Origin of the sequence: Bradyrhizobium sp. Leaf396, assembly GCF_001424605.1 — a bacterium.
Lineage (GTDB): Bacteria > Pseudomonadota > Alphaproteobacteria > Rhizobiales > Xanthobacteraceae > Bradyrhizobium > Bradyrhizobium japonicum_C.
The window spans coordinates 62850-86305 of record NZ_LMQJ01000004.1 but is presented as its reverse complement, the minus strand read 5'-3'; the positions used below and the strand labels follow the sequence as shown (position 1 = coordinate 86305).

General features: G+C 65.2%; 13 protein-coding genes and 1 tRNA gene. 5 read left to right on the top strand and 9 right to left on the bottom strand.

Going from position 1 to position 23456, the window contains the following annotated elements; genetic code table 11:
• The first annotated feature begins 343 nt into the window (after positions 1-343).
• Positions 344-946 (top strand): hypothetical protein, encoded by a 603-nt coding sequence (locus ASG57_RS05250; RefSeq protein ID WP_057195804.1) that lies wholly within the window; start codon positions 344-346, stop codon positions 944-946.
• Here the strand turns inward: ASG57_RS05250 and ASG57_RS05245 are convergent.
• Entirely contained in the window at positions 943-2031 is a 1089-nt protein-coding gene (locus ASG57_RS05245; RefSeq protein WP_156402578.1) for an Acg family FMN-binding oxidoreductase, read from the bottom strand. The two genes, ASG57_RS05250 and ASG57_RS05245, sit on opposite strands and share 4 nt — an antisense overlap.
• A 298-nt stretch (positions 2032-2329) precedes the next feature.
• Between ASG57_RS05245 and ASG57_RS05240 the strand changes: the two genes are divergently transcribed.
• Positions 2330-4804 (top strand): autotransporter outer membrane beta-barrel domain-containing protein, encoded by a 2475-nt coding sequence (locus ASG57_RS05240; protein WP_057195803.1) that lies wholly within the window; start codon positions 2330-2332, stop codon positions 4802-4804.
• A 23-nt stretch (positions 4805-4827) separates the two neighbouring features.
• On the opposite strand, the gene ASG57_RS05235 is transcribed toward ASG57_RS05240, so the two are convergent.
• From ASG57_RS05235 to ASG57_RS05200, 8 genes are all read right to left on the bottom strand, one after another.
• On the bottom strand, positions 4828-6075 hold the full coding sequence (locus tag ASG57_RS05235) for a class I SAM-dependent RNA methyltransferase (RefSeq protein WP_057195802.1): 1248 nt from the start codon (positions 6073-6075) through the stop codon (positions 4828-4830).
• Positions 6068-6802, bottom strand: a complete 735-nt coding sequence (locus tag ASG57_RS05230; RefSeq protein WP_024340270.1) for a TlyA family RNA methyltransferase — start codon at positions 6800-6802, stop codon at positions 6068-6070. The genes ASG57_RS05235 and ASG57_RS05230 overlap by 8 nt, the downstream gene beginning before the upstream one ends.
• 25 nt (positions 6803-6827) lie before the next feature.
• Positions 6828-7382 (bottom strand): nucleoside 2-deoxyribosyltransferase, encoded by a 555-nt coding sequence (locus ASG57_RS05225; RefSeq protein WP_057195801.1) that lies wholly within the window; start codon positions 7380-7382, stop codon positions 6828-6830.
• Positions 7383-7477: 95 nt separating this feature from the next.
• Positions 7478-9406: a 1-deoxy-D-xylulose-5-phosphate synthase gene (gene dxs, locus ASG57_RS05220; protein WP_024340268.1), complete on the bottom strand. Its 1929-nt coding sequence runs from the start codon at positions 9404-9406 to the stop codon at positions 7478-7480.
• A gap of 599 nt (positions 9407-10005) precedes the next feature.
• Positions 10006-10257, bottom strand: a complete 252-nt coding sequence (locus ASG57_RS05215; protein ID WP_008132970.1) for an exodeoxyribonuclease VII small subunit — start codon at positions 10255-10257, stop codon at positions 10006-10008.
• A gap of 72 nt (positions 10258-10329) precedes the next feature.
• Complete coding sequence (locus tag ASG57_RS05210) at positions 10330-11259, bottom strand: histone deacetylase family protein (RefSeq protein WP_057195800.1); 930 nt, start codon at positions 11257-11259, stop codon at positions 10330-10332.
• 122 nt (positions 11260-11381) lie between these two features.
• Positions 11382-13043: a bifunctional metallophosphatase/5'-nucleotidase gene (locus ASG57_RS05205; protein WP_057195799.1), complete on the bottom strand. Its 1662-nt coding sequence runs from the start codon at positions 13041-13043 to the stop codon at positions 11382-11384.
• Positions 13044-13194: 151 nt separating this feature from the next.
• A complete protein-coding gene (locus tag ASG57_RS05200) occupies positions 13195-14982 on the bottom strand; it encodes an acyl-CoA dehydrogenase family protein (RefSeq protein WP_057195798.1) in 1788 nt (595 codons plus the stop codon).
• 246 nt (positions 14983-15228) lie between these two features.
• Here ASG57_RS05200 and ASG57_RS05195 point away from each other — a divergent pair.
• From ASG57_RS05195 to ASG57_RS05185, 3 genes are all read left to right on the top strand, one after another.
• Positions 15229-15303 (top strand) — tRNA-Gln (locus ASG57_RS05195).
• Positions 15304-15730: 427 nt separating this feature from the next.
• Entirely contained in the window at positions 15731-22006 is a 6276-nt protein-coding gene (pks2, locus tag ASG57_RS05190) for a sulfolipid-1 biosynthesis phthioceranic/hydroxyphthioceranic acid synthase (RefSeq protein ID WP_200948532.1), read from the top strand.
• A complete protein-coding gene (locus ASG57_RS05185; protein ID WP_162250037.1) occupies positions 21999-23423 on the top strand; it encodes a condensation domain-containing protein in 1425 nt (474 codons plus the stop codon). The genes pks2 and ASG57_RS05185 overlap by 8 nt, the downstream gene beginning before the upstream one ends.
• The last annotated feature ends 33 nt before the right edge of the window (positions 23424-23456 follow it).

Below are 23456 nucleotides of genomic sequence, written 5' to 3'. Positions count from 1 at the left end.
GTGTCCTGCGGGGCTGCGTCAGCGCCTTCAATTCTTGATCGACCTGCCGCAGGATGGTGCAGGCCTGCATGAAATCGCCGTCCCGACGAGTTGCCAGATTTGATTGGAACGCTCGATCAAACGTGGGATCGCGAGCGGACGGACGTGCGGTACCGCGCACGCTAGCACCGGAGTGCGATGGCCTGAACGCGCGGGACTTCGGCGAGAGCGGAAGTCAGCCGGCGGAGCAAGGGATCGGGGGATATCGGTGCAGGTGTCCGTAAGGCGCGATCGGCGAGGTCGCTCCGCTGGCGTTGGCGATCTTCCAAGGGTATAATCGCCAGGAGTTCCGACGGTAGCTTGAATGTTCAACTTCGCCAATCAATGTGGCCTTGCCGCTCTGCTGGCATTGCTTTGCCTGAACGGGTCATCGGCTGATGCACAGGTTGCGCCGCTGAGATATTGGATCCCAGGCGGGCCTTTCGGCCTCGGCGGAGGCGCCAGCCAGAGTTCCGATACCTACGGGAATTTTTCGAGCTTCAATACCGGCGAGGCGGGTTGGCGTACCAACTATGCCGACGGTTTCTTCGTCGGCAGCGAGCGCGGCAATCTTGGCTTGAGCGGCTTCAATCAGGCCGGTTCTGCGGGAAGCTTCAGTGCGCTGTCCTATGACAGCACGCAGTTCGGCTACAACACGAAGACGGCTGGCGGCATGCCCGTCACATTCTTCGCTGGATTCAACACACTGAAATTCGGCAACGGCATTGGCAGCTCACTGGCGCCACTCACCTCCAGCGCCGCGCCCGGCTACGGTGGATTTGCGGGCGTCGAGTTCAACCCGACCTCCAATCTCAGCCTCTCGTTCGGCGTCGGCTATACCCAGCAGCAATCGGGACGCATGGACAGCGACATCAACTCCTCGATGTTGCCCGGCGAGTCTCCGGCGCTGGGCGGGTTGCGGCGCTAGGATTGCATCACGCGCTCCGGCGGACGCCGCAGCGATTTCGGCAGATCCGGGCCGGTTCCGAAGCGCATCACGATATAGGGGCGCCGTTCGCCGAGTCCGAGTGAAACCGCAAATTGCGACCGCAACGACGCGACCTCGACCGGCTGGTTGATGAAGGCATACTTGAGTCCCAGCGCGGTCGCCTGCAGACCGAAGCGCTGACAGGCACGGCCGACCGCGATCCAATGCGATCTGTCGCTTCCGTCTGCAGCGAGCACGACGACGCCCGCAGAGCTCTCGAGCTGTTCGCGGTACTTCTTGTTTTCGCCGCTCTCGGTGAAGAAGAGATTCAGCAGCGGCCGCGCCAGCCATGAAGGCAGGGAGGGGTTGCCTGAGGCGGGCGCATACAGCCCGTCCATCGTCGCGAGCGCCTCCGCCTCGTTGAAGCGGATCCAGTGCACGAGCTCGCGCATGAAGGCCTTGTCGCGCATCTGCGCCGAATTGCCTTGGAGCACGTAATCGGTGACCCCGGCTATCGCGGCGCGGTCGGTCATCAGGATCGCCGTGACGTTCGATTCGCGACAAGCGCCCTCGAGCCGGCGCAATGTCTCCGGTGCGGCCGGCTTGCCGTCGAATGCAGCGCGCGTGCATTGTCTGATCGGAATCGCGGCGGCCAGCGTCGATGCTGCCGGCGAGGCCTCCTCGAGCGTGATCACGATGCGGTCGCCGTCGAGGGCGAGATCGGCGTGCCAGCCAAGCGTTGATGCAGCGAGGATGAGGTTTTCGGCGGCACAGCCGAGGCTGACGAAGAGGTGATGATCGTCCGGATCGACGGCCGGACAGCGGCGCTTGAAGTCGGGGGCGATCGCGATGACGTTGCCGCGAATCGAGAAGGTCCACGGCTGGGTATTGTGGCTGTTGGCCGCGAGCGTGGCAAAGCGCACCAGTTCGCGATCCCTCGGCGTCGATTGCAGCGGAGCACGTGACGTTTTCGCCGCCTCGTCATAGGTGCTCGCTGCAGCGGCTGCAGAGGTGCCGGTGCCGGCCGCGGAGAGCCCAAGCGCGGCGGTGATGAATCGTCGTCGGTGCAAACTGCTGACGGTCATCCGAACATTATAGCTTGCAGATCACGTACCCGTGCGACGCTCGCAGTGCTCTGCCGGCTCTTGCTTGTGAATGATGCGCCTATTCGCCGCATGAGTGTGGCGGATCAGCCACAATCGGAACGCAGGCGCATAACCCGAGCATCCCCGCTGATTGCAGCGGTTCCCGCCGCGCCGTAGGAAGCATTGCAGCGCTCCTGATCTGAGAGCGCGTCCAATTGGCGGATGCTCAACGCTCATGGCGTCGACCACAGGTTCTGCGATCTCTCGACTTCTCTTGTCGGCTATCGCTGGCACCTGCATGGCGATCATTGCCTGCGGCCCGGCAAAGGCAGCCTGTACGCCCGCTGCGGGAAACGGCATCTCGGCGCTCTGTACCGGCGTAACGGCTGGCGGTTATGGCGGTTTCGGTTTCTCCAACCTCAACGTGACCGTTGACGATGGCGCATCGCTGTCAGGCGGGGTCGCATTCAATACCGGCAGCCTGATCAATCGCGGCACCGTGACCAGTGGGGGCTCAGCTGCGGGGCTCAACGCCGGAACGGTGGTCAACGAGGGCACGCTCGCGGGCAGCATTGGCATCGACGCCGGCACGGCGACCGTGACCAACCGCGGCAGCATTGCGGGCACTGGCATCGGAATCACGACCGCCGGCGGCAATCTGACTCTGGACAATTTCGGGACAGTCACCGGCTTCTTCGGAATCTTCGCCGACGGCGCCGCGATCTCGAATGCCGGAGTGATCAACGGGGTCGGAGATACGAGCATCGACGTGGCAGTTCGCTTATCGCTCGTCAATACGGCGACAGGGGCGATTAACGGGCACACGGCCGCCATCACTGCTCCGCTCGCGGAGATCAGCAATGCCGGATCCATCACCTCCGCGACGGCGACAGCGATCGACGTCGTGACGCTGTCCAGTCTCGTCAATTCAGGTCTCGTCAGCGGCGTTACGGCCGCTATACACGGCACGACGGCGACGATCGGCAATTCAGGCGCCATCGTGGCGAGCGCAGGTCCGGCGATCGATTTGGCTGGAAGCCTGACGCTGACCAGTTCCGGGCTTATCCGCGGCAGTTCGGACGGCATCAAAGCATCCACCGCAACCCTCGCCAATTCGGGGACGATCACCGGAAGTGCAGGCCGCGCGATCAGGCTGACCGGTGCAGGGGACATCACCAACAGCGGATCGATCTCTGGCGGCAGCTACGGCATCGAATCGTTCGGGACTGTCAGGCTATCGAACAGCGGCACGATCTTCGGCGGCTTCGCGGCACTTGCGATCAGCAATGCTGTGATCGAGAACAGTGGTTCGATCCTGTCGAATTCGGTCGCAATCGACTCCGGAAACACAAGGATCAACAATTCCGGCACGATCACGGGAGAGGTGATCGCCATCACGTCGAACCAGCTCGCGCTATTCAACGGCGGCACGATCTCGGTGAAGGCCTCGGGCGCCTCAACGATCTACGCCAGCTCCGCCGACATCACCAATGCCGGCGTGATCGCGGCCGCCGACACCGCGAGTCTTGCGTTGTCGCTCGGCGCCTCGACCGACACGCTGACCTCGCGGCCGGGATCCCGCATTATCGGCCTGATCGACCTCGGGGGTGGCGCGGACAGGGTGAATTTCCGGGGCGGCAACTTCCACTACACCTTCAATTCGCTTGCAGGGGCAACCGTGAGCTCGGCGGCACCCTACGTCGTGAGCGGTTCGCAGGTCGTCACGTTCGACTCCACGCCGTTCGGGGCCACGGACCGTAATCTGCTCGCCTTCATCTCGGCGGTGTCCTCCGCGTTGCCGGATGCGGATGCTTCTCCCACCAGTGACTCACTCGTCCATGCCGCGCCGTCCGGGCCGAAGCGCGATGTTCGCGAGGCTTTCGCTGCGATCACGCCGCAAGGGCCGACGGCGGTCTATGCCGACGGCACAAGCGTTTGGGCACGCGGATTTGCCGGGGAACGTGATCAACCGGCGAGTGGGGCGCTGCTGCACAGTACCAGCCGCTTCCAGGGCGGGCTGATCGGTGGCGATTGGCAGGCCAATTCCAATCTGCGTGTGGGTGCGTTCATTGGAGGCGGCGCGATGCAGACCAGCGAGGACTTCAACCTCGCGACCACGAATGCCGACATCGTGTTCGGCGGAGCGTTCGCGCGCGGTACCTTCGGTGCGACCTTTCTCGACATGATGCTGCAGCTCGGCCACGTCGACCAGCGCGGCTCCCGCCTCATCTCCAACAACCTCGTTGCCGGCGGCATCGAGACCGCGACGGCGAGCAATTCCGGAACCTACGCCATCCCAGAACTCGCCCTTGGGCATCGCATCGGCCTGGGCCGGACCGGAGGGACGGTCTGGACGCTGACGCCTGTCGGCCGCGTGCGTTATCTCGCCGGCCGTCTTGGCGGGTTCAGCGAGAGCGGAGTAACGGCGAATGCCACCGTCGGAGGTTATACTCTGTCCGGACTGGAGGAGCGCGGCGAGTTGAAGCTCTCCGCCACCACGCGCATCGAACGGGCAGCCTGGCTGAACGGCAGTCTGCGAACTGGCGTGGTCGGCCTCCAGCGGCTGGGAGATCCGACCGTCAACTTGACCCTGCTCGGGCAGTCTCTGCCGTTCGTGCTTCCCGGCGCGAACGACGTCTGGGGTCTGTTCGGCGGCGCTGGCCTCGATGTCACGTTGGGACCGGCCAGCCTGTTCGTCGCCGGTGAATATCTCAAGCTGTCGGATTCGAGCGTCGCCTATTCCGGCCGTGGCGGATTGCGGATCGCGTTCTGACGCAGGGACGTCAGCCCGCGCGACTACCGTTCGAATTTCGCCACCAGCTCCACATGCGGTGTGTGCCGGAACTGATCGACCGGCACCACGGATTTCAGCCGATAGCCACCGTCGATCAGCAGCCGCGCATCGCGGGAGAAGGTCGCGACGTTGCAGGACACCGCGACCACGACGGGCACCTTGCTCGCGGCGAGCTTCAGCGCCTGCGCTTGGGCGCCCTGGCGCGGCGGGTCGAACACCACGGCGTCGAAGTCGCACAGCTCCTGCGGCACCAAGGGGCGGCGGAATAGATCGCGCGGCTCCGCTTTGATCGGTTTCAACCCGGGTGTGCGCGCGGCTTTCACGAGCGCTGCGATGGCGCCAGCGTCGCTGTCATAGGCGGTTACGCGCGCCTTCTCCGCGAGCCGCAGAGCAAACGGGCCGACGCCGCAGAAGAGATCGAGAACCTCCTTGGCCTTGCCGATGCGCTCCGCCACGAGCGCTGCAAGCGCCTCTTCGCCCGCTACCGTCGCCTGCAGAAACGAGCCCGGCGGGAGCGTCACTTCCGCACGGCCCATCGTCACCGTCGGCGGCAGGCGTTGCAGCACCAGCTCGCCGTGCCGCGTCAGTCGCGCCAGCCGGTGTTGCTCGGCGACGCGCGAGAGGGTGGTGACCAGCGGCGTCGGCAGCGGGCCGGAGCCGCGCACGTCGACGTCGAGGCCGTTGGCGGTGGCGGTGACCTGAATGTCGAGCGGCTTCGTCACGGGCATCTTGGACGTCAGCGGCTCAGCCAACGCCCAGGCCGCGTCGAGCGCGCCGTCGAGGGCGGGATCGAGGATGGGGCAACGATGAATCGGGATGACTTCGTGCGAGCTCGTGGCGGAGAACCCGACCTTGAGGATGTCATGCGTGCCGAAGCGGCCGTGCAGCGTGATACGCCTGCGCCCGGCACCATGAGCATCGATCAGTGACGCGACTTCGCAATCAATGCCGGCCTGCGCCAGCGTCTCCACCACGATTTTGCGTTTCCAGGCGCGATACGGCTCAGTCGCCCAATGCTGGATGGCGCAGCCGCCACAGACGCCGAAATGCGGACAGAACGGCTCGATCCGTTCAGGGCTTGCGACATCCACCGCGAGCAGCTTGCGGCGGTCGGGATGATGGCCCAAGACGTGATCGACCTCGACTGTCTCGCCGCCGAGCGTGTAGGGCACATAGATCGCTTCTCCGGCATCGAGGCAGACGCCGTCGCCGCGATGCCCGACGTGATCGATCCTGACGCGCTCAACCACGGCGGGCCCCGAGGAAGAATTCGATATTGCCGTCGCCGCCCGTGATCGGCGAGGGGAACACCTCGATGTCGGTGCAGCCGAGCGACGCGGCAAAGGCCGCGATGTCGTCGCAGATCTCCCGGTGAACGGCGGTGTCGCGGATGATGCCCTTCTTGTTGTGTTTCCGGTCGGCCTCGAATTGCGGCTTGATCAGCGCCAGCAGGTTCATGGGCGCAGCCGCCAATGACAAGGCCACCGGCAGCACCGTCTTGAGCGAGATGAAGCTGACGTCGATGACGACGACATCGGGCCGCGCCGGCAGGCGTTTGCCTTCGTAGGACCGGATGTCGGTCTCCTCCATCGACACGATCTTGGGATGATCGCGCAGCGAGGGATGCAGTTGGCTGGTGCCGACGTCGATCGCGAATACCAGGCTGGCGCCGTTCGCCAGCAGCACCTCGGTGAAGCCGCCGGTAGAGGCGCCGACGTCGAGGCAGACGTGGTCCTCGATCTCGATCGGATAGCGCTCCAGCGCACCGGCGAGCTTGACGCCACCGCGGGAGACGAAAGGGTGCGCCGGCTCGGCCTGGATCACCGCATCCTCGGCGATCGTCTCCGACGGTTTCGAAACCTGCTTGTCGTCCGCAATGACGAGGCCGGCCTCGATCGCCGCGCGCGCTCGTGCCCGGCTCTCGAACAGGCCGCGCTCGACCAGCAATATATCCGCGCGCTTGCGGGCAGGGGGCATCGGGTCACTCAAGAGGGGCTGGCGCTTATGTAGCGATCAATCGCGCGGCCGCCATCCGGACGCAAGCCTCGAAGGCGGCAAGATCGTGCCAGATGTCGACGGGCCGCTTGGACGGCGTCACCAGCGGGCAGCCATGCAGTTCCAGCGCATGGATCATCATGAGATTGTCCACGAGGCCGAAATCCTCGACGGTCAACCCCTGCGCGTCTACCAGCCGTCCATCCTCGGCGGTGACGTCCGTGAAGCGGCCGGCCCGGTCGGCATACGCCGCGTCCTCGTTGGAATAGGCGAGGCAGAACTTACCCGTGCCCGCCATATAGCCGAGCTCGTAGACGGTGCCGGGATCGGCGCCCGGCCCACGAAACGGCGTGAGATTGGCGATGATGGCGTCTGCCGCGTCCATCATGGCGACGTTTCCGCGAAAGATCTGCCGCGATGCATCGCTCGCGGTGAGGTCGATCGCATTGTCGAGCGGATAGAGGCCGGTGAGACCATGCGCAGCGCAGATCGCGGCCTTCTGCCGGCCGATCTCGATCGCATCCGGCAGGAACACGTCGGGGCCTGCCAGATAGATGTTCATGGAAGCAATGATCGAGGCGGCATAGCGTTGTCACCATGCCAGCGGTGCCAAACCTCTCCCTACGGGAGAGGTGGAGCTCAGTGCCAGCACGACGATCAGGCCAGCTTGACCGTCTCGGTCTTCACGTCCTTGCCGAGCGCTTCGAACACCTTGGCGACGATGCCCTTGGCGTCGAGGCCGGCGCGGGCGTACATCGCGGCCGGGGTATCGTGGTCCTGGAACACGTCGGGCAGCACCATCGAGCGGAACTTGACCATGCCGGTGTCGAGCACACCCTGATCGGTCAGGTACTGCGCGACATGCGAGCCGAAGCCGCCGATCGAGCCTTCCTCGATCGTGATCAGGATCTCGTGGTCCCGGGCGAGCTTGAGCACCAGCTCGGTGTCGAGCGGCTTCATGAAACGCGCGTCCGCAATCGAGGTGGACAGGCCGTGGGCGGCAAGCTCGTCGGCCGCCTTCTCGCATTCGGCGAGACGCGTGCCGAAGGAGAGCAGGGCGATCTTGCTGCCCTGACGGATCATGCGGCCTTTGCCGATCTCGAGCGGCACGCCGACGTCGGGCATCTCGACGCCGCGGCCCTCGCCGCGCGGATAGCGCAGCGAGCTCGGGCGATCGTCGATCGCAACCTGGGTCGCCACCATGTGCACGAGCTCGGCCTCGTCGGCCGCCGCCATGATCACCATGTTCGGCAGGCAGCCGAGATAGGCGTTGTCGAACGAGCCGGCATGGGTCGCGCCGTCGGCGCCGACGAGGCCGGCGCGGTCGATGGCGAAGCGGACGGGCAGACTCTGGATCGCGACGTCGTGCACGATTTGGTCGTAGCCGCGCTGCAGGAAGGTCGAGTAGATGGCGCAGAACGGCTTGTAGCCTTCGGTAGCAAGACCGGCGGCAAACGTCACTGCGTGCTGCTCGGCGATGCCGACGTCGAAGGTGCGATCGGGGAAGGCCTTGTTGAAGATGTCGACGCCGGTGCCCGACGGCATCGCGGCCGTGATGGCGACGATCTTGTCGTCCTTCTGCGCTTCCTTGACGAGGCTTTGGCCGAACACGTTCTGGTACGCCGGCGCATTCGGCTTGGCCTTGGCTTGCGTGCCGGTGGCGACGTCGAACTTGACGACAGCGTGGTACTTGTCGGCGGAGGCTTCGGCCGGACCGTAGCCCTTGCCCTTCTGCGTCACGACGTGGACCAGGATCGGGCCGGTCTCCATGTCGCGGACGTTCTTCAGCACGGGCAGAAGATGGTCGAGATTGTGACCGTCGATCGGGCCCACATAATAGAAGCCGAGCTCCTCGAACAGCGTGCCGCCGTCCATCATGAAGCCGCGGGAATATTCCTCGACGCGGTTGGCGCGGTTGGCGATGATCTTGGGCAGGCGCTTGTTGATCTGCTTGGCCGCATCGCGCAGCGTGCGATAGGTCTTGCCGGAGTAGAGGCGCGACAGATAGGCGCTCATGGCGCCGACCGGCGGCGCGATCGACATGTCGTTGTCGTTGAGGATGACGATCAGGCGCGAGTTCATCGCACCGGCGTTGTTCATGGCCTCGTAAGCCATGCCCGCCGACATCGCGCCGTCACCGATCACGGCGATAACGTTGTTCTTGCCGCCGGAGAGGTCGCGCGCTACGGCCATGCCGAGGCCGGCGGAGATCGAGGTCGAGGAATGTGCCGCGCCGAACGGATCGTAGTCGCTCTCGCTGCGCTTGGTGAAGCCGGACAGGCCACCGCCGGTGCGCAGCGTGCGGATGCGGTCGCGCCGGCCGGTGAGGATCTTGTGCGGATAGGCCTGGTGGCCGACGTCCCAGATCAGCCGGTCGCGCGGCGTGTCGAAGACGTAATGGATCGCGGTGGTGAGCTCGACCACGCCGAGACCGGCGCCGAAGTGACCGCCGGTCACCGAGACGGCGTCGATGGTCTCCTGCCGCAGCTCGTCGGCGACCTGGCGAATCTGCTCGACCTTGAGCTTGCGCAGGTCTTCCGGCGTCCGGATGGTGTCGAGAAGCGGCGTCTTGCTGTATGCGTTCACGGCGATTTCCAATTTGTCAGCCCCGGAAAGTCATTCCGGTGCGCGATGGGTTTGCACAATATCGGCGCAGCGCGAGTCCTCAAACCGTCGGAGCCACCTGCATGGGGCGAGGCCCCTCTTCAAGCTTAGGTAAGCTTAAGTGCGCTCCGGTTCAGTCTCTGTGATCCCTGTCACCTAGATCGGCTTCGTCCGTCCCAAGCCAATTTCATTAGCAGTTTGAAGCGCTTGCCGTCGGCAATCGGTGCCCACGCAAGGCTTGCAAAAAGCCACACTCCGCGCAGCTTTACACCAAACCTTGGGCCAAAGCCAACCCGCCGGACCGACTAGGGGTATGCAGGTGCAACCGGCGGGCCAGAGTGGTTAACCGTGGCCCCCGGTGAGACGTTCCGCTGCTGCTCGGTTCCTTGGCAGGCCCTTTCTGCCCAAAATGCGATCCTGCCAGCCTCGGCGGTCGATCGCGTACGGGAGGGCGTCCCTTCGCCGGCATGGAACCGGCACGCCAGGAATAGCGTGGATGTAGAAAGGGCTGCTGGGGCCCGGCCTGTGGGGCTCCCGCGGGGCTTACGACGCCAGAGGGGTGGGTTGGAGATCCGGCTGATCTATTGGACGTCGAGCGGCGCCGTGCCGGTGGCCTGGCCGCTGGCGTCCGTGGTGATCTTGTCGACACGCGCTTCGGCCTGCCGCAGCAATTCCTCGCAGCGCCGCTTCAGGGCCTCGCCGCGCTCGTAAATCGTAACGGATTCCTCCAGCGGCACCTTGCCGTCCTCGAGCCGCTTCACGATCGTCTCGAGTTCCTCGATCGCGCGCTCGAAGGTCAGCCTGGAGACGTCAACTTGGGTGTTTTCGGCCATATCCGTTTCCGATGCCCGATTCGTTTCCTCGGAGAGAAAACAGAGTTTTGCGGGCGTAATGTGGCGGGTGCGTCAAGCGCCCATCAGGGCGCCGACATGCGCCGTAACAGATTCTTTCAGTCCTTGCAGGTCATAGCCGCCCTCGAGGACCGAAACAACGCGGCCGCCGGCGGTCTTGTCGGCGAGATCCATCAGTTTGCGAGTCACCCACGCATAGTCTTCCGCGCGCAGGTTCAGCGAAGCCAGGGGATCGCGGTAATGCGCATCGAAGCCAGCGGAGATGATCAGAAGCTCCGGGCTGAATTTCTGGAGCTGCGGCAAGATCAGATTCTCGAACGCTGAGCGGAATTCCGGGCCGCCATCCTCGGAGGCCAGAGGCGCATTGACGATGGTGTCGTGATCGCCGCGCTCGCTCGTCGCGCCGGTGCCCGGAAACAGCGGCATCTGGTGCGTCGAGCAATACATCACGGTCGGGTCGGACCAGAAGATATCCTGCGTGCCGTTGCCGTGATGCACGTCGAAATCGACGATGGCGGCGCGCTTGATGCCGTATTTGCGCTGGGCGTGGCGCGCGGCGATGGCGACATTGTCGAAGAAGCAGAAGCCCATCGGCTTGCTGATCTCGGCGTGATGGCCGGGCGGGCGCACCGCAACGAAGGCGTTGCGATGCTCGCCCGCCATCACGGCCTCGGTTGCCGCCACCGCGCCGCCGACGCCGCGCATCACCGCTTCCCAGGTGCCGGCTGACATCGAGGTGTCGCCGTCGATATAGACCTGCCCGCTGGTCGGCGCGATATGGCGCAGCTCGGTAACGTAATGCTCGTTGTGGCAGAGCGTGACGAGATCGAGATCGCCCTCCGGCGCCTCCTCGCGCGCCAGGAACTGAAAGCGCTCATGCGACAGTGCTTCCTCCACCGCGCGCAGGCGATCCGGCCTCTCAGGGTGTCCCGGCGGCGTGACATGGTCGAGGCAGGCCTTGTGGGAAAGGAGAAGCGTGCTCATCAGGTCGGCCTCATGGGATGCGGGCTATCGACGTCGTTGACGCATCCGGCGCCAAAACGCAATGCAAAACCCAATCTAGGCGCTTGGCCAGGAATGGCAAAGGGCTGCGTGTTTGATCGAGATCAATTCACGCGCAGGATGCGGGTGGGCGGCAGCGGACCGATCGGCCCGTTCGCCCGGAAAAACGCGAACAGCGCGTCCGCGTCGTAGCCGCCATATCGCGGTGCCGTACCCTGTTTGGCGACGGTAAACCCGTCTCCGCCGACTGCGAGGTAATCGTTGAGCGTGACGCGGTAGTCGCTTCCAGGTTCGATCGGCCTGCCGTTGAGCGTCATCTTCTCCGAGATGACGCGCTGCCCGAATGGCTTCGATGCATCCCAGGTATAGCTGAAGCCGTTCGACACCTGGAGGATCCGCGGCCGCTTGGGATCGAGCCATTGCTGCTCAAGCAGGTCCTTGAGCTGGCTGCCCGTCAGCGTCATGGTGACAAGGCGATTGCGGAACGGCTGGCTGGCGAAGACATCGCCGAACGTTATCGCGCCATTTTCCTTCGGAGCGATGTCGGTGCGGACGCCGCCGGGATTGGTGAGCGCGATGACAGCGCCGCCATCCTTCGTATCGCGCGTCGCCGCCAATTGCGCGTCGGCAATGATACCACCAAGCGCGCTTTCGCCGGCGTCGTTCGGCACGCGTGACAGCGTCTGCGTCACTGAGCCGGCCGGCCGGTTCGCGATCGGCGCGGAGAGCCTGTCGTAGGCGTCGATCAATGCGGTCTGCTCGGGATCCCGGGCCAGCGAGGCATTGGCGACGATGACATTCTCGGCCTTCGTCCCGACGATGTCGCGCGTGGCCGGATCGAGCTTCAGGTCGATCGCGGTGACCAGGGTACCGTATTTGTCGCCGCTGGTGACGAGCCGCCCGTCGATGTCGCAGACGTAGGCTTGGTGGGTGTGGCCGCTGACGACGACGTCGACGGCACGATCGAACCTCTTCACGATCTCGACGATCGGCCCGGTAATCGCAGGACATTCATTGTAGTCGCCTGCGGGCTCGCCGCCCTGGTGGATCAGCACCACGATCGCCTCGACGCCCCGCGCCTTCAGCTGCGGTACCAGCGCGTTCACCGTCTCGGCCTCGTCGCGGAATTCGAGCCCGGCAATGCCGGCTGGAGAGACGATGCCCGCCGTTTCCTTCAAGGTCAGCCCGATGAAGGCGATGGGTATGCCGTCGAATTCCCGGATCTCGTAGGGAGGCAGCACACTCTTGCCGGTAGAGGTCTCGATGGTGGAGGCAGCGAGGTACCGGAACTTGGCGCCTGTGAATGGATGCGGTCCCTGGCAGCCGTCGACCGGATGGCAACCGCCGTTCTGCATGCGCAGAAGCTCGGTCTTGCCCTCATCGAATTCGTGATTGCCGACCGAGCTGATCGCGAGGCCCATCATCGAGAGCGACTCGATCGAGGGCTCGTCGTGGAACATCGCCGACAGGAACGGGCTCGCGCCGATCAGATCGCCGGCGGCAACGAATATGGTGTTCCTGTGCCCTTCGCGCAGCTGCTTGACCAGCGTTGCCAGGTATTCGGCGCCACCAGCGGCCACCATCACCTTCCTGGTTCTGTCCTCGGGATCGTCGATGCGAATGCCGCCCGGTGGTGGGCGCAGATTGCCGTGGAAGTCGTTGATCGCGAGCACGCGCAGCTCGACCGGCTCGGCGGTCTGGGCCGACGCGGGAAGGGCGAAAGTGAGCGTCAGTGCGAGTGCGGAAAGGAGGACCGAGTATCGCATGGAATGAGACTAGACGTTCCGCACGAAGATTTCACGAAAGTTCTCGCCGTCTTTCGGGCTGGCGCCTTCGTCACGCCCGGGAACGACGAGCGAGCGTGCACTCACTGGTCCCTCCCGTTCGCGAGTTCGTGGAACGCCGCCACCGCGGCGTTCAGCCGCTCACCCCCAGTAGCACCGCATCCGCCGACGCGACCGACTCCGCGCTCTCCGTCACGGTGCGCTCGAGCGCTCCCGCTTGCACCGCGATGTTCTCGGCAAAGAAGCGCGCGAGCGCGACATGGCGCGCAGCGTCCGCGTTGCCGTCGGCCTTTGCGGCAAGCGCTTCGGAGGCCAGCAGGCAGCCGCCGAGCGTCGAGCCGAACTGCTGCAAATAGGGCGTCGCGCCGGCGAGCGCCTCGTTCGGTGCGGAGGCAACGCGCTCCAGCAGCCATTTGCTGGTCCGTGTGAGCGCATCGATCGCCTCGCGCAGCTTGGCGCCCGTCGTGCCGAAACCGGGATCGTTGGAGGCCTCGACCTGGCTGACGGTTGCCGAGAGCTCGTCGAGCAGCGCCCACACAGACGCGCCGCCATTGGCCGCCAGCTTGCGCGTGACGAGGTCGATCGCCTGGATGCCGTTGGTGCCCTCGTAGATCGCGGTGATGCGGGCGTCGCGATAGTGCTGGGCCGCGCCGGTCTCCTCGATGAAGCCCATGCCGCCATGCACCTGCACGCCGAGATAGGCGACCTCGTTGCCGATGTCGGTGGAATAGGCCTTGGCCATCGGCGTGAGCAGTGCCGCGCGTGCTGCCGCATCTGCGCGCACCTTCGCGTCCTTGGCGCGGGTCGAGACGTCGATCGCGACCGCGGTCGCATAGCAGATCGTGCGCGCCGCAGCGGTCTGCGCCCGCATCCGCATCAGCATGCGCTTGACGTCGGGATGGACGAAGATCGCGTCCGAGCCGTCGCCCTTCCTGCCGACCGCGCGGCCCTGCCTGCGCTCCTGCGCGTACGACAGCGCCTGCTGATAGGCGCGGTCGGCAACGCCGACGCCTTCGAGGCCGACGCCGAGGCGGGCCTGGTTCATCATCGTGAACATGCAGCGCATGCCCTGATTCTCTTCGCCGATGAGGAAACCGATGGCGCCGCCATGATCGCCCATGGTCATGGTGCAGGTCGGCGAGGCATGCATGCCGAGCTTGTGCTCGACGCCGCTCGCATAGATGTCGTTGCGCTGCCCGAGCGAGCCGTCCGCATTCACCATGAACTTCGGCACCAGGAACAGCGAGATCCCCTTGGTGCCTGCCGGCGCATCGGGCAGGCGCGCGAGCACGAAATGCACGATGTTGTCGGTCATGTCGTGCTCGCCATAGGTGATGAAGATCTTAGTTCCCTTGAGGCGATAGGTGCCGTCGGCCTGCTTTTCGGCGCGGGTGCGCAGCGCGCCCACGTCGGAGCCGGCCTGCGGCTCGGTCAGCTGCATCGTGCCGGTCCATTCGCCGGAGACGAGCTTTCCGAGATAGATTCTTTTCAGCTCGTAGCTACCATGCGCGTCCAGCGCCTCGATCGCCGAGGCCGTCAGCAGCGGGCAGAGACCGAAAGCGACGTTGGCGGCGCTCCAGATCTCGGTACAGGCGGCGTTGATCGCCAGCGGCAGGCCCTGGCCTCCGAAACCTTCCGGGCCGGACACCGCGTTCCAGCCGCCCTCGGTCCAGCGCTTGTAGGCGTCAGGCCAGCCCGGCGCGGTCGTGACCTTGCCGCCCTCGAGCTTGATACCGTGCTCGTCGCCGACCTTGTTGAGGGGCGCCAGCACGTCGGATGCGAATTTGCCGGCTTCTTCCAGCACGGCGGCCGCAAGGTCGGCGTCGAAATCGCCGTAATGGCCGGCCTCCACGGCGGCCTTCAGGCCGGCGCCATGGTTGAGCGACAGCAGCATGTCAGAAATAGGCGCGCGGTAGGTCATGGCTCACTCCCGAGGGCAGATGTTTGGCGCCGTATTCTCACGAAACGAAGGCGGTCTCAATGGTCGGGGCGGGGTGGCCGGGAACGACAGCTTGGGACGCGACGGAAGGGCGGGCGCAACCAATCCCGCGCCTGCGCTATTTTACGCCTCCAGGCGGTTGAAATGCCGCCCCGCTCCCTATAGACCGGCTGCGACTGGAGAGAATCCGCGGTAGCGCTATCTTCCGCCATTCCCACAGTCGCCTGATGGGGCGTAGCCAAGCGGTAAGGCAGCGGATTTTGATTCCGCCATTCGGAGGTTCGATCCCTCCCGCCCCAGCCAGATTGCTCGCCCCGCCTGCAATCACTCGCGACACCCATCCTGGCTGGGGAGCACTGCTGCAGGCCGCCCACATCTTTCGCCCGGATGCCGTGTGCTCCTGGCGGCACCGACCGCCGTTCGCTTGTCCCGAAACTTGCAGGCGCAATCATCCAGCAGAACGCCGGAGGGCGGTCACCGGAATGACAAGGCCTGACGACAGGCGGCGAGCATAGCGACTCCATTCATGGAAATGACGCTGCCGGAGCGGCATGGTCGTGCAGAGTGCGGAAGCGAGATCGTAAGTCGCGTCGTGCGACCATCCACGTGCTGTGCCGATTGTCTTGCTTTCTGACCTCTAGCGACCGGTGTGCTAGACGTTTGATGGGAGGATCAATAGTTTAGTACTGCATTTGGATCGAAAACATTCTCCGGAAAAAAGGTCTCGATTGTGACTGCGATTGCTGTTGTCGGCATTGGCTGCAGACTACCGGGACATATCGGCTCGCCGGCCGCCTTCTGGAGCGCGCTCCTGGCGGGCAGCGATCTTGTTACTGATATCCCGCAGCAGCGCTGGAATGCCGACGACTACTACGTGCCCGTGGCGGGGCTGCCGGGCAGCTCGGTCTCACGCTGGGGCGCGTTCCTGGACGACCCATCGGGCTTCGACCATCGCTTCTTCGGCATCGGCGAACCTGAGGCTCTCGCCATGGACCCCCAGCACCGGCTGTTGCTTGAGGTCACCTGGGAGGCCGCCGAACATTCTGGTCGCGATCCGCGGTGCCTGTGCGGGACCGACGCGGGCGTGTTCTTCGGCCTTTCGCATCAGGACTACATGCAGGTCACGCGCGACGCGGGCGCGCTGGGCCAGGCCTACGCTTTCACGGGCACGCCCTTCAGCATGGCGTCGGGGCGGGTGGCCCATGCGATGGGCCTCACGGGCCCGGCGATCACCATGGACACGGCCTGCTCGTCCAGCCTCGTCGCCGTGCATGCGGCTCGGCGGAGCCTGCTTGCGCGCGAGTGCCACATTGCGTTTGCCGGCGGGGCAATGTTGATGTTCTCGCCCGCAACATACGCCTCGGCATCGGGACTCGGCATGCTGTCGCCGACAGGCCGGTGTCACGCGTTCGACGAGCGCGCCGATGGCTTCGTGCGCGCCGAGGGCTGCGGCGTCGTGATGCTGAAGCTGCTGATCGACGCGCTTCGCGACAACGACCGCGTGCTTGCCGTTATCCGCGGCAGCGCCGTCAACCAGGACGGACGCACGCACAACATACTGGCACCGTCCCGCGCGGCGCAGGTCGCGGTGATCGATCGTGCCCTTTCCGAAGCGCAGGTTGACCCCTCGTCCGTCGGAATGATCGAGGCGCATGGCACCGGTACGCCTGTGGGCGACACCGAGGAGTTCCACAGCCTCTCCACGCAGTATGGACGACAGGCGCCCTGCGCACTGGGGTCGCTCAAGAGCAACCTCGGCCATGCGGAATCGGCGGCGGGCGTCCTGGGCCTGATCAAAACGACGCTCGCGCTCGCGCACGGCGTCGTACCGCGATCACTTCACTTTCATCGGCTGCCCGCGCATCTCCAGACGATCGAGACGCGGCTCTTCGTCCCGACGGATACCGCGCCCTGGCCCTCGACCGGTGCGGACGGACTCCGCCGTGCAGCCGTATCGTCTTACGGCATGTCCGGCACGAATGTGCATGTGGTGCTCGAACAGGCTCCTCAGGCAGCGGATTCACCCCTTCCGCTGGAGAGCCGTAGAACAGGCGAACGGCCGTGGCTGTTTCCAATTTCTTCCACCTCGCCAGCGGCGCTTCGCGCGTCGGCCGGCCGTCTTGCGTCCTGGCTAGACGCGACCGCCGGCAGTCACGGCCCGAGTGACGTCGCGCGAACCCTGGCGTGCAGACGAGGGCACAGGCCGGTCCGGCACGCGCTCATTGCGAAAACGCTCGACGATCTGACTGGGCAATTGCATGGGCTCGCAGGCGATGCCTCTATCGATGCGGAGTGGGTCGATGACAACGGCCGCGGGCCCGTCTTCGTGTTCTCTGGACACGGCTCGCAATGGGACACGATGGGAGCGGCGCTGCTCGATGTCGACGCGGTCTTCGCCGATGTGATTGCCGCCATTGAGCCTCTGATTCAAGCCGTCAGCGGCTTCTCCGTGACCGATACTCTACGGCAGCCCGGACAACTCTCCGGAATCGAACGAGTCCAGCCCGCCATTTTCGCCGTGCAGGTCGCGATGGCCGCGTCCCTGAAGGCCCAGGGTGTGGCGCCGTCCGCAGTGATCGGCCATTCGATGGGCGAAGTGTCGGCCGCAGTCGTGGCTGGCGCACTCTCGCTCGAAGATGGCGTAAAGGTGATCTGTCATCGCGCAATGCTGTGCCAGACGCTCGCTGGCTCCGGTGCAATGGCAGTCGTCGGGCTGGCGCCTGCAGCGGTCCGCGAAGATCTGGCGCGCCGGCTGGTCAATGACGTGGAGGTCGCGGTACTGGCGGCTCCGGCATCCACCGTCGTCGGGGGCTCTGTCGAAGCCGTGCAACGTCTCGTCGCTGCTTGGCAGGCCGAAGGCCTGTTCGCCCGTGAGGTCGCGGTCGATGTGGCTTCTCATACCTTCCACGTCGAGCCGATCCTTGCGCAATTGTCGGAGCGCCTCGCGGGAGTGACTGCGAACAAGCCGCAGACGCCGATGTACTCCACGGTCCTGCTTGATCCGCGCGAATCCCCCGTCTGCGATGGCGCTTACTGGGTCGACAACCTTCGGCATTCAGTGCGCTTTCGTCCCGCCGTGCACGCGGTGCTCGAAGACGGACACCGCGTATTCGTCGAGCTATCGCCGCATCCGATCGTGACCCGCGCGGTGTTGGAGAATGCTGCCGCGATGGACTTCGCCGTCCGCGCGCTTCCGTCGATGACGCGCGCCGAGCCCATGCGCAACGGGCTTCTCGATCTGGTTGGCGCCATCTACGTCGCGGGCGCGGCGATCGATTTCGGTGCCATGTATCCGGATGGCCCACTGCTCGATCTCCCGCTGCCGGCCTGGACGCATTATCCCCTGTTCCTTGCGCCGGCTGTGCCAACCGCAGGTGCGCATCACCTTCTGTCAACGCATCCGCTTCTGAATGTCCACCGCACGCTGCACGAGGAACCGGAACGCCACATCTGGTCGTCCGAGGTTGGGCTCAATGCCCACCCCTGGCTTGCGGACCACCGGGTGAACGAAGTGCCGCTTCTCCCGGGCGCTGGCTTCTGCGAGATGGCGCTTGCCGCCGCACGCATGGCCTTTGGTACATCGCTTGTCGAAGTGCAGGCGATGACGTTTGACCACGCGCTCCGGTTGGAGCCGTCGATGCCGGTCGTCTGTACAGCAGTGCTGGATCGGCCCGGTGAGTTGAACTTCAGGCTCGAGAGCCGGGCAGACAGCGGAGCGCAGGTCCATGCAAGGGCTCGGCTCTTTGCAGGTGCCTCTGCAGACTCGGCTCCAGCTTACGACATCGCCGCGCTGCGCGCCGCTCACGCCGGGCCTGTTGCCGCCGATGAAGTGTGGCGATGGTTCGACTCGCAGCGCATCCAGTTCGGACCATCATTTCGCGCATTGGGCACCAGCCTGGCGCTATCTGCCGACGGCGCCTCGCTCTTTGCAGATCTTCGGCTCCCGGCGTCGCTCCGAACGGGCGCGCGCGGCTACACAGTACATCCCGTGCTGCTCGACGCGTGCTTCCAGTCCGTTGGCGCTTTCGCTCAGGTCGTTTCGGGGACAAACGGGCGTCCGCTACTGCCGCTCTCGGTGAGAAGTCTGCGGCTCCACCACCCAGACGCTGACGCCGCGCACTGCATCACTCGCTTTGTCGCGATGGACGCGCTGCACGTCGAGGTGGACATTGATCTGCTCGATGCCTCCGGGCGCGTGCTGCTCAGTGTCGATGGGTTGGCAATGGGTAGCGGTGCGGCCGGACAGCACGCTGACGCCGTGGCCTGCAACTCGCGCCTGCTCGACGTCGTCTGGGAGCCATGGGATATCCCCCGTGCCAAGGTCCAGCCGGGCGATGGCGCCTGGTTGCTGCTCGACGCCGATGATTCCGGACACCAGTTGACGATGAGGCTGGAGGGAAGCCTGCGCGAGCAAGGGTTCAAGACTCTCATCCTCAGCAGCGCCGGGGCCGGGAAGGGAGGCATGTGGCGCGAGCAGATCGAAGATGTTCTGCATCAGCATCGCCCTGCGGCCGTGGCTGTGGTATTGCCGCGCAGCCGCGAGCCAGCGTCTCCGGACGCGGGTCGAGCCAACATAAGCAGCCTGCTGCACGTGACCAAGGCGTTGATGGAGTGCGAGCGGCGGCCTCGCCTCTTCGTCATCACCTGCATGGCCCAACGCGTACTGCCGGACGACACCGTCCAACTCGCGCACGCCGGTGTGCGTGGGTGTCTGCGGGCCGTCGGCGCCGAGTTTCCCGCACTCCATCCCACCCAGATCGACGTGGACCTTCGAGCGGACCTGTCACTGATTCAGCGTCAATTGCTGAGCGGCTCGAAGGAAGACGAAACGGCGCTGCGCGGGGCGAGCGCATATGTCGCACGGCTGCAGCGAAGTCCGCTTGGTCATGCTGATCGCCGCATGGTGGACCGGGACGCGGCGCGCGATGGTCTTCGCCTGGAGATCCGCGTGCCGGGTGACCTCCAGACCCTTGAGATGGCCGCGTTCGAGCGGCGCGCGCCGGACGCGGGCGAGGTGGAGGTGGCCGTCCATGCCACCAGTGTCAATTTCGCCGACGTGCTCGTTGCCCTTGGTCGCTATCCCACGGTCGGTGGTCGCGCGCAGGATCTCGGCCTGGACTTTGCCGGCATCGTCACCGCCGTCGGGCCGGGCCTTTCGCCGTTTCGCGTCGGCGACCGAGTGGCCGGGCTCTGCTGCGGGGGAGCTTGGGCCACGTATGTCACTTGCGATGCGCGGCTGCTCGCTGCGATACCCCGCACGCTCACCGATGCCGAAGCCGCCGCCATTCTCGCCACAACCGCGACAGCGTGGTACGGCCTCAAGGATCTGGCGCGGATCGGTCCCGGCGACAAGGTGCTCATTCACTCGGCGACCGGTGGAGTCGGGCAGGCGGCTGTGGCCATTGCGCGCGCGGCCGGTGCAGAGATATTCGCGACCGCGGGCTCCGAGGCGCGGCGAGAACTGCTGCGCGCCAACGGCATCGGCCACGTGTACGACTCCCGAACCGTGGCATTCGCCGAGCAGATCCGGCAAGACACGGCGGGTTACGGCGTGGACATCGTCCTCAACTCGCTCACTGGCGCGTCGCAGCGCGCCGGCCTGGAGCTTCTCGCCCCGGGCGGGCGCTTCATCGAGATCGGCAAGAAGGACATCTATGGGGGCACGTGGGTCGAGCTGTCTCCGTTTAAGCGCAACCTGTCGTTCTTCGCGGTCGACCTGGCGCAGATGTGTATGACTGCTCCGGCTCGCGTGCAGGCATTGCTGTCGCGCGTCATGCGTCTTGCCGGAGAGGAGCGGCGGATCCTGCCAGACATCGCTGCCTATCCTCTCGCCGACGCGGCTCGCGCCATTCGCGTTGTCAGCGGCGCCGGTCACATCGGCAAGCTCGTGCTCTCGGTTCCAAGGACCGGCCATTACCGCGTGGCAGAGGTGCCGAAGCGCTTCACGCCGTTCAAGAGCGATGGCGCTTACATCGTCACCGGCGGCCTGGGCGGGCTCGGCCTGCTGATCGCCGACGCGATGTCCGCTGCCGGGGCTGGCCGCGTGATCCTCAATGCGCGTTCCAGGCCGACGGACGCGGCTGCGAGCGTGTTGGCCGGGATGAGAGCGCGGGGCACCGAGGTCGAGGTGATAAGTGCGGATATCGCGGCTCCATCGACCGCGCGGCGCCTTGTCGAAGCTGCCACTGCGACAGGCCTCTCGCTGCGCGGTGTCCTGCACGGCGCAGCCGTCGTCGCAGACGGTATCCTTCCCTCCGTCACCGAGGAGAGGCTGTATCGGAATTGGGCGCCGAAGGTGGATGGCGCCTGGCATTTGCATCAGGCAACCTTGAAGCGACAGCTCGACTGGTTTTGCTGTTTCTCGTCGCTCGCAGCGCTCTTTGGTTCGCCGGGGCAGTCCGCCTACGCTGCCGCCAACAGTTGGCTTGACACCTTCACGCAGTGGCGGCGCGCGCAGGGCCTGCCGTCGTCGGCAATTGCCTGGGCCGCGTGGGCGGACGTCGGCGCGGGTGCGCATCTCTCGGCCCGCGGCGATGTGCGAATGATTGACCCACGCGATGGCGCTTATGCATTCGAGACGCTGCTGCGGCACGACCGCGGCTATGCCGCATATGTCGATCTTGGCGGCGCGCCGTGGCTGACGTCGCTATCGGCGCGAAGCCCGTTCGCTGTGGCCTTGTCGCAAGCTCCGGCGGTCGCGGACGATCCGGCGCGCCGCCTGCGCGCGGAGCTGAGACGCGCACCGCTCGATGAGAGGCCGGCCCTGTTGCGGCGTCTGATCATCGAGCATCTCGGTGTCATCTTGCGCCGCACGGTGAATCCCGACCGCTCATTCTTTGACTACGGCCTCGATTCGCTGGGGACGCTCCAATTGCTGGTGGCACTCGAATCCGACACCGGCGTCCGGCTGCGCGCCGTGGAGGTGACGACCGTGCGTGCTCTGGCCGACACGTTGAGCAAGGCGATGCGAGAATTGCAGCCAGCCGGAGCAGATGCCGGTGACTGATCTGAGTCCGCTGCATGACTGGTCAGGGCCTCCTGCGACGCTGACTCTCTGGTGTCCCTCTGCGGCCTCGATAGAAAGCGCCAAACGCGCGCCGGTGTCGCCCGCCTTGCCGAGCTACGAACAGGAACAGCATCTGCGTGCTTTCCGTGCGTGCGAGCAGCGGCAAGAGGCGATGGCGCGCCTGCTCGTGGTTGTGTGGGATGAACCCGGGCGATGTGACCTCAGGGCGATGACCCATGTGGTGACCGCGCATCTGCGCAGGCACGACACTTATCACAGCTGGTTCGAGGAGCGCGGCAAAGCGATCGTAAGACACGTACTGACCGATCCTGCGGCCATTCAGATGGAGTGTTCGACGCTCGGCGAGGTGAGCGCTAAGGATTGGCAGAAGCACATCATCGCAACCCCGACACCGTTCGCATGGGATTGCTTTCGCTTCGGCATTCTCCAACGCACCAATGGCTTCACTTGCTTCGCAAGCATTGACCATTTGCACGGCGACGCGACCGTCATCGCGTTCCTGATGACAGAGATCCGCTTGGCGTATCGCGCTGTGCTCGACGGGGAGACGCCGCTTCAACTCGGACGGCCGGGCAGCTATCTGGATTACTGCACCAGTCAGCGCCAGCGGGCCGCCGTGACAACGTTGTCGGATCCCGAGGTGGAGCAGTGGATCGCGTTCCTGCACCGGAACAGCGGGCGGATGCCCTCTTTCGCGTTGCCGCTCGGTGTGATGGAGGATCGCTATCAGGCCGAGTACGTGCACATCGACATCTTCGATGATGATGCCATGGCCGCGTTCGAGTCCGCGTGCCATGCTTCCGGCGCGCGGGCAATCGGCGGCCTCTTGGCCTGCGCGGCCCTAACCGAACGGGAAATGACAGGGCGGTCGCGCTACAGCGTCGTCACTCCAACGACGACGCGAATATCGCCACAGGCGTTCAGGACGACCGGCTGGTGCGTTGGCGTGGTGCCCATCGACTTCGAGGTGCAAGAGCTGACGTTTTCCGAACTTGCCCTCATTGCCCAACGCAACTTTGACGAACGGCTTTGCCTTGCCAACGTGCCGATCGAGCTCGTGCTCGAACTGGCCGCCGGGCTGCCGGCGGTACGGTCCGTCGCCACGGGTGGCGTCATGCTGTCGTATATGGATGCGAACGTTCCTCCGCTCAGTGCGCACATTGCGCGCGAATGGCATGAGGCGAATGGGCGCGTTTATATTAACCAAGGCATGGCCGCGCAGGTTGCGCTCTGGTTGTTTCGTACGCAACGCGGGCTCTCGCTTACGGTGGCTTATCCGGCCAACGCGACCGCCCGAGCCTCGATGCACCGCTATGTCAAAGCCTTTGCGGGTGCATGCCGCCGGGCGGCCGACGCAGTGATGGCGACGCAAGCTCATGTCGGCCTTTCGCTATGACGCATGCGATCGCTGACCCGGAGAACCCGCACC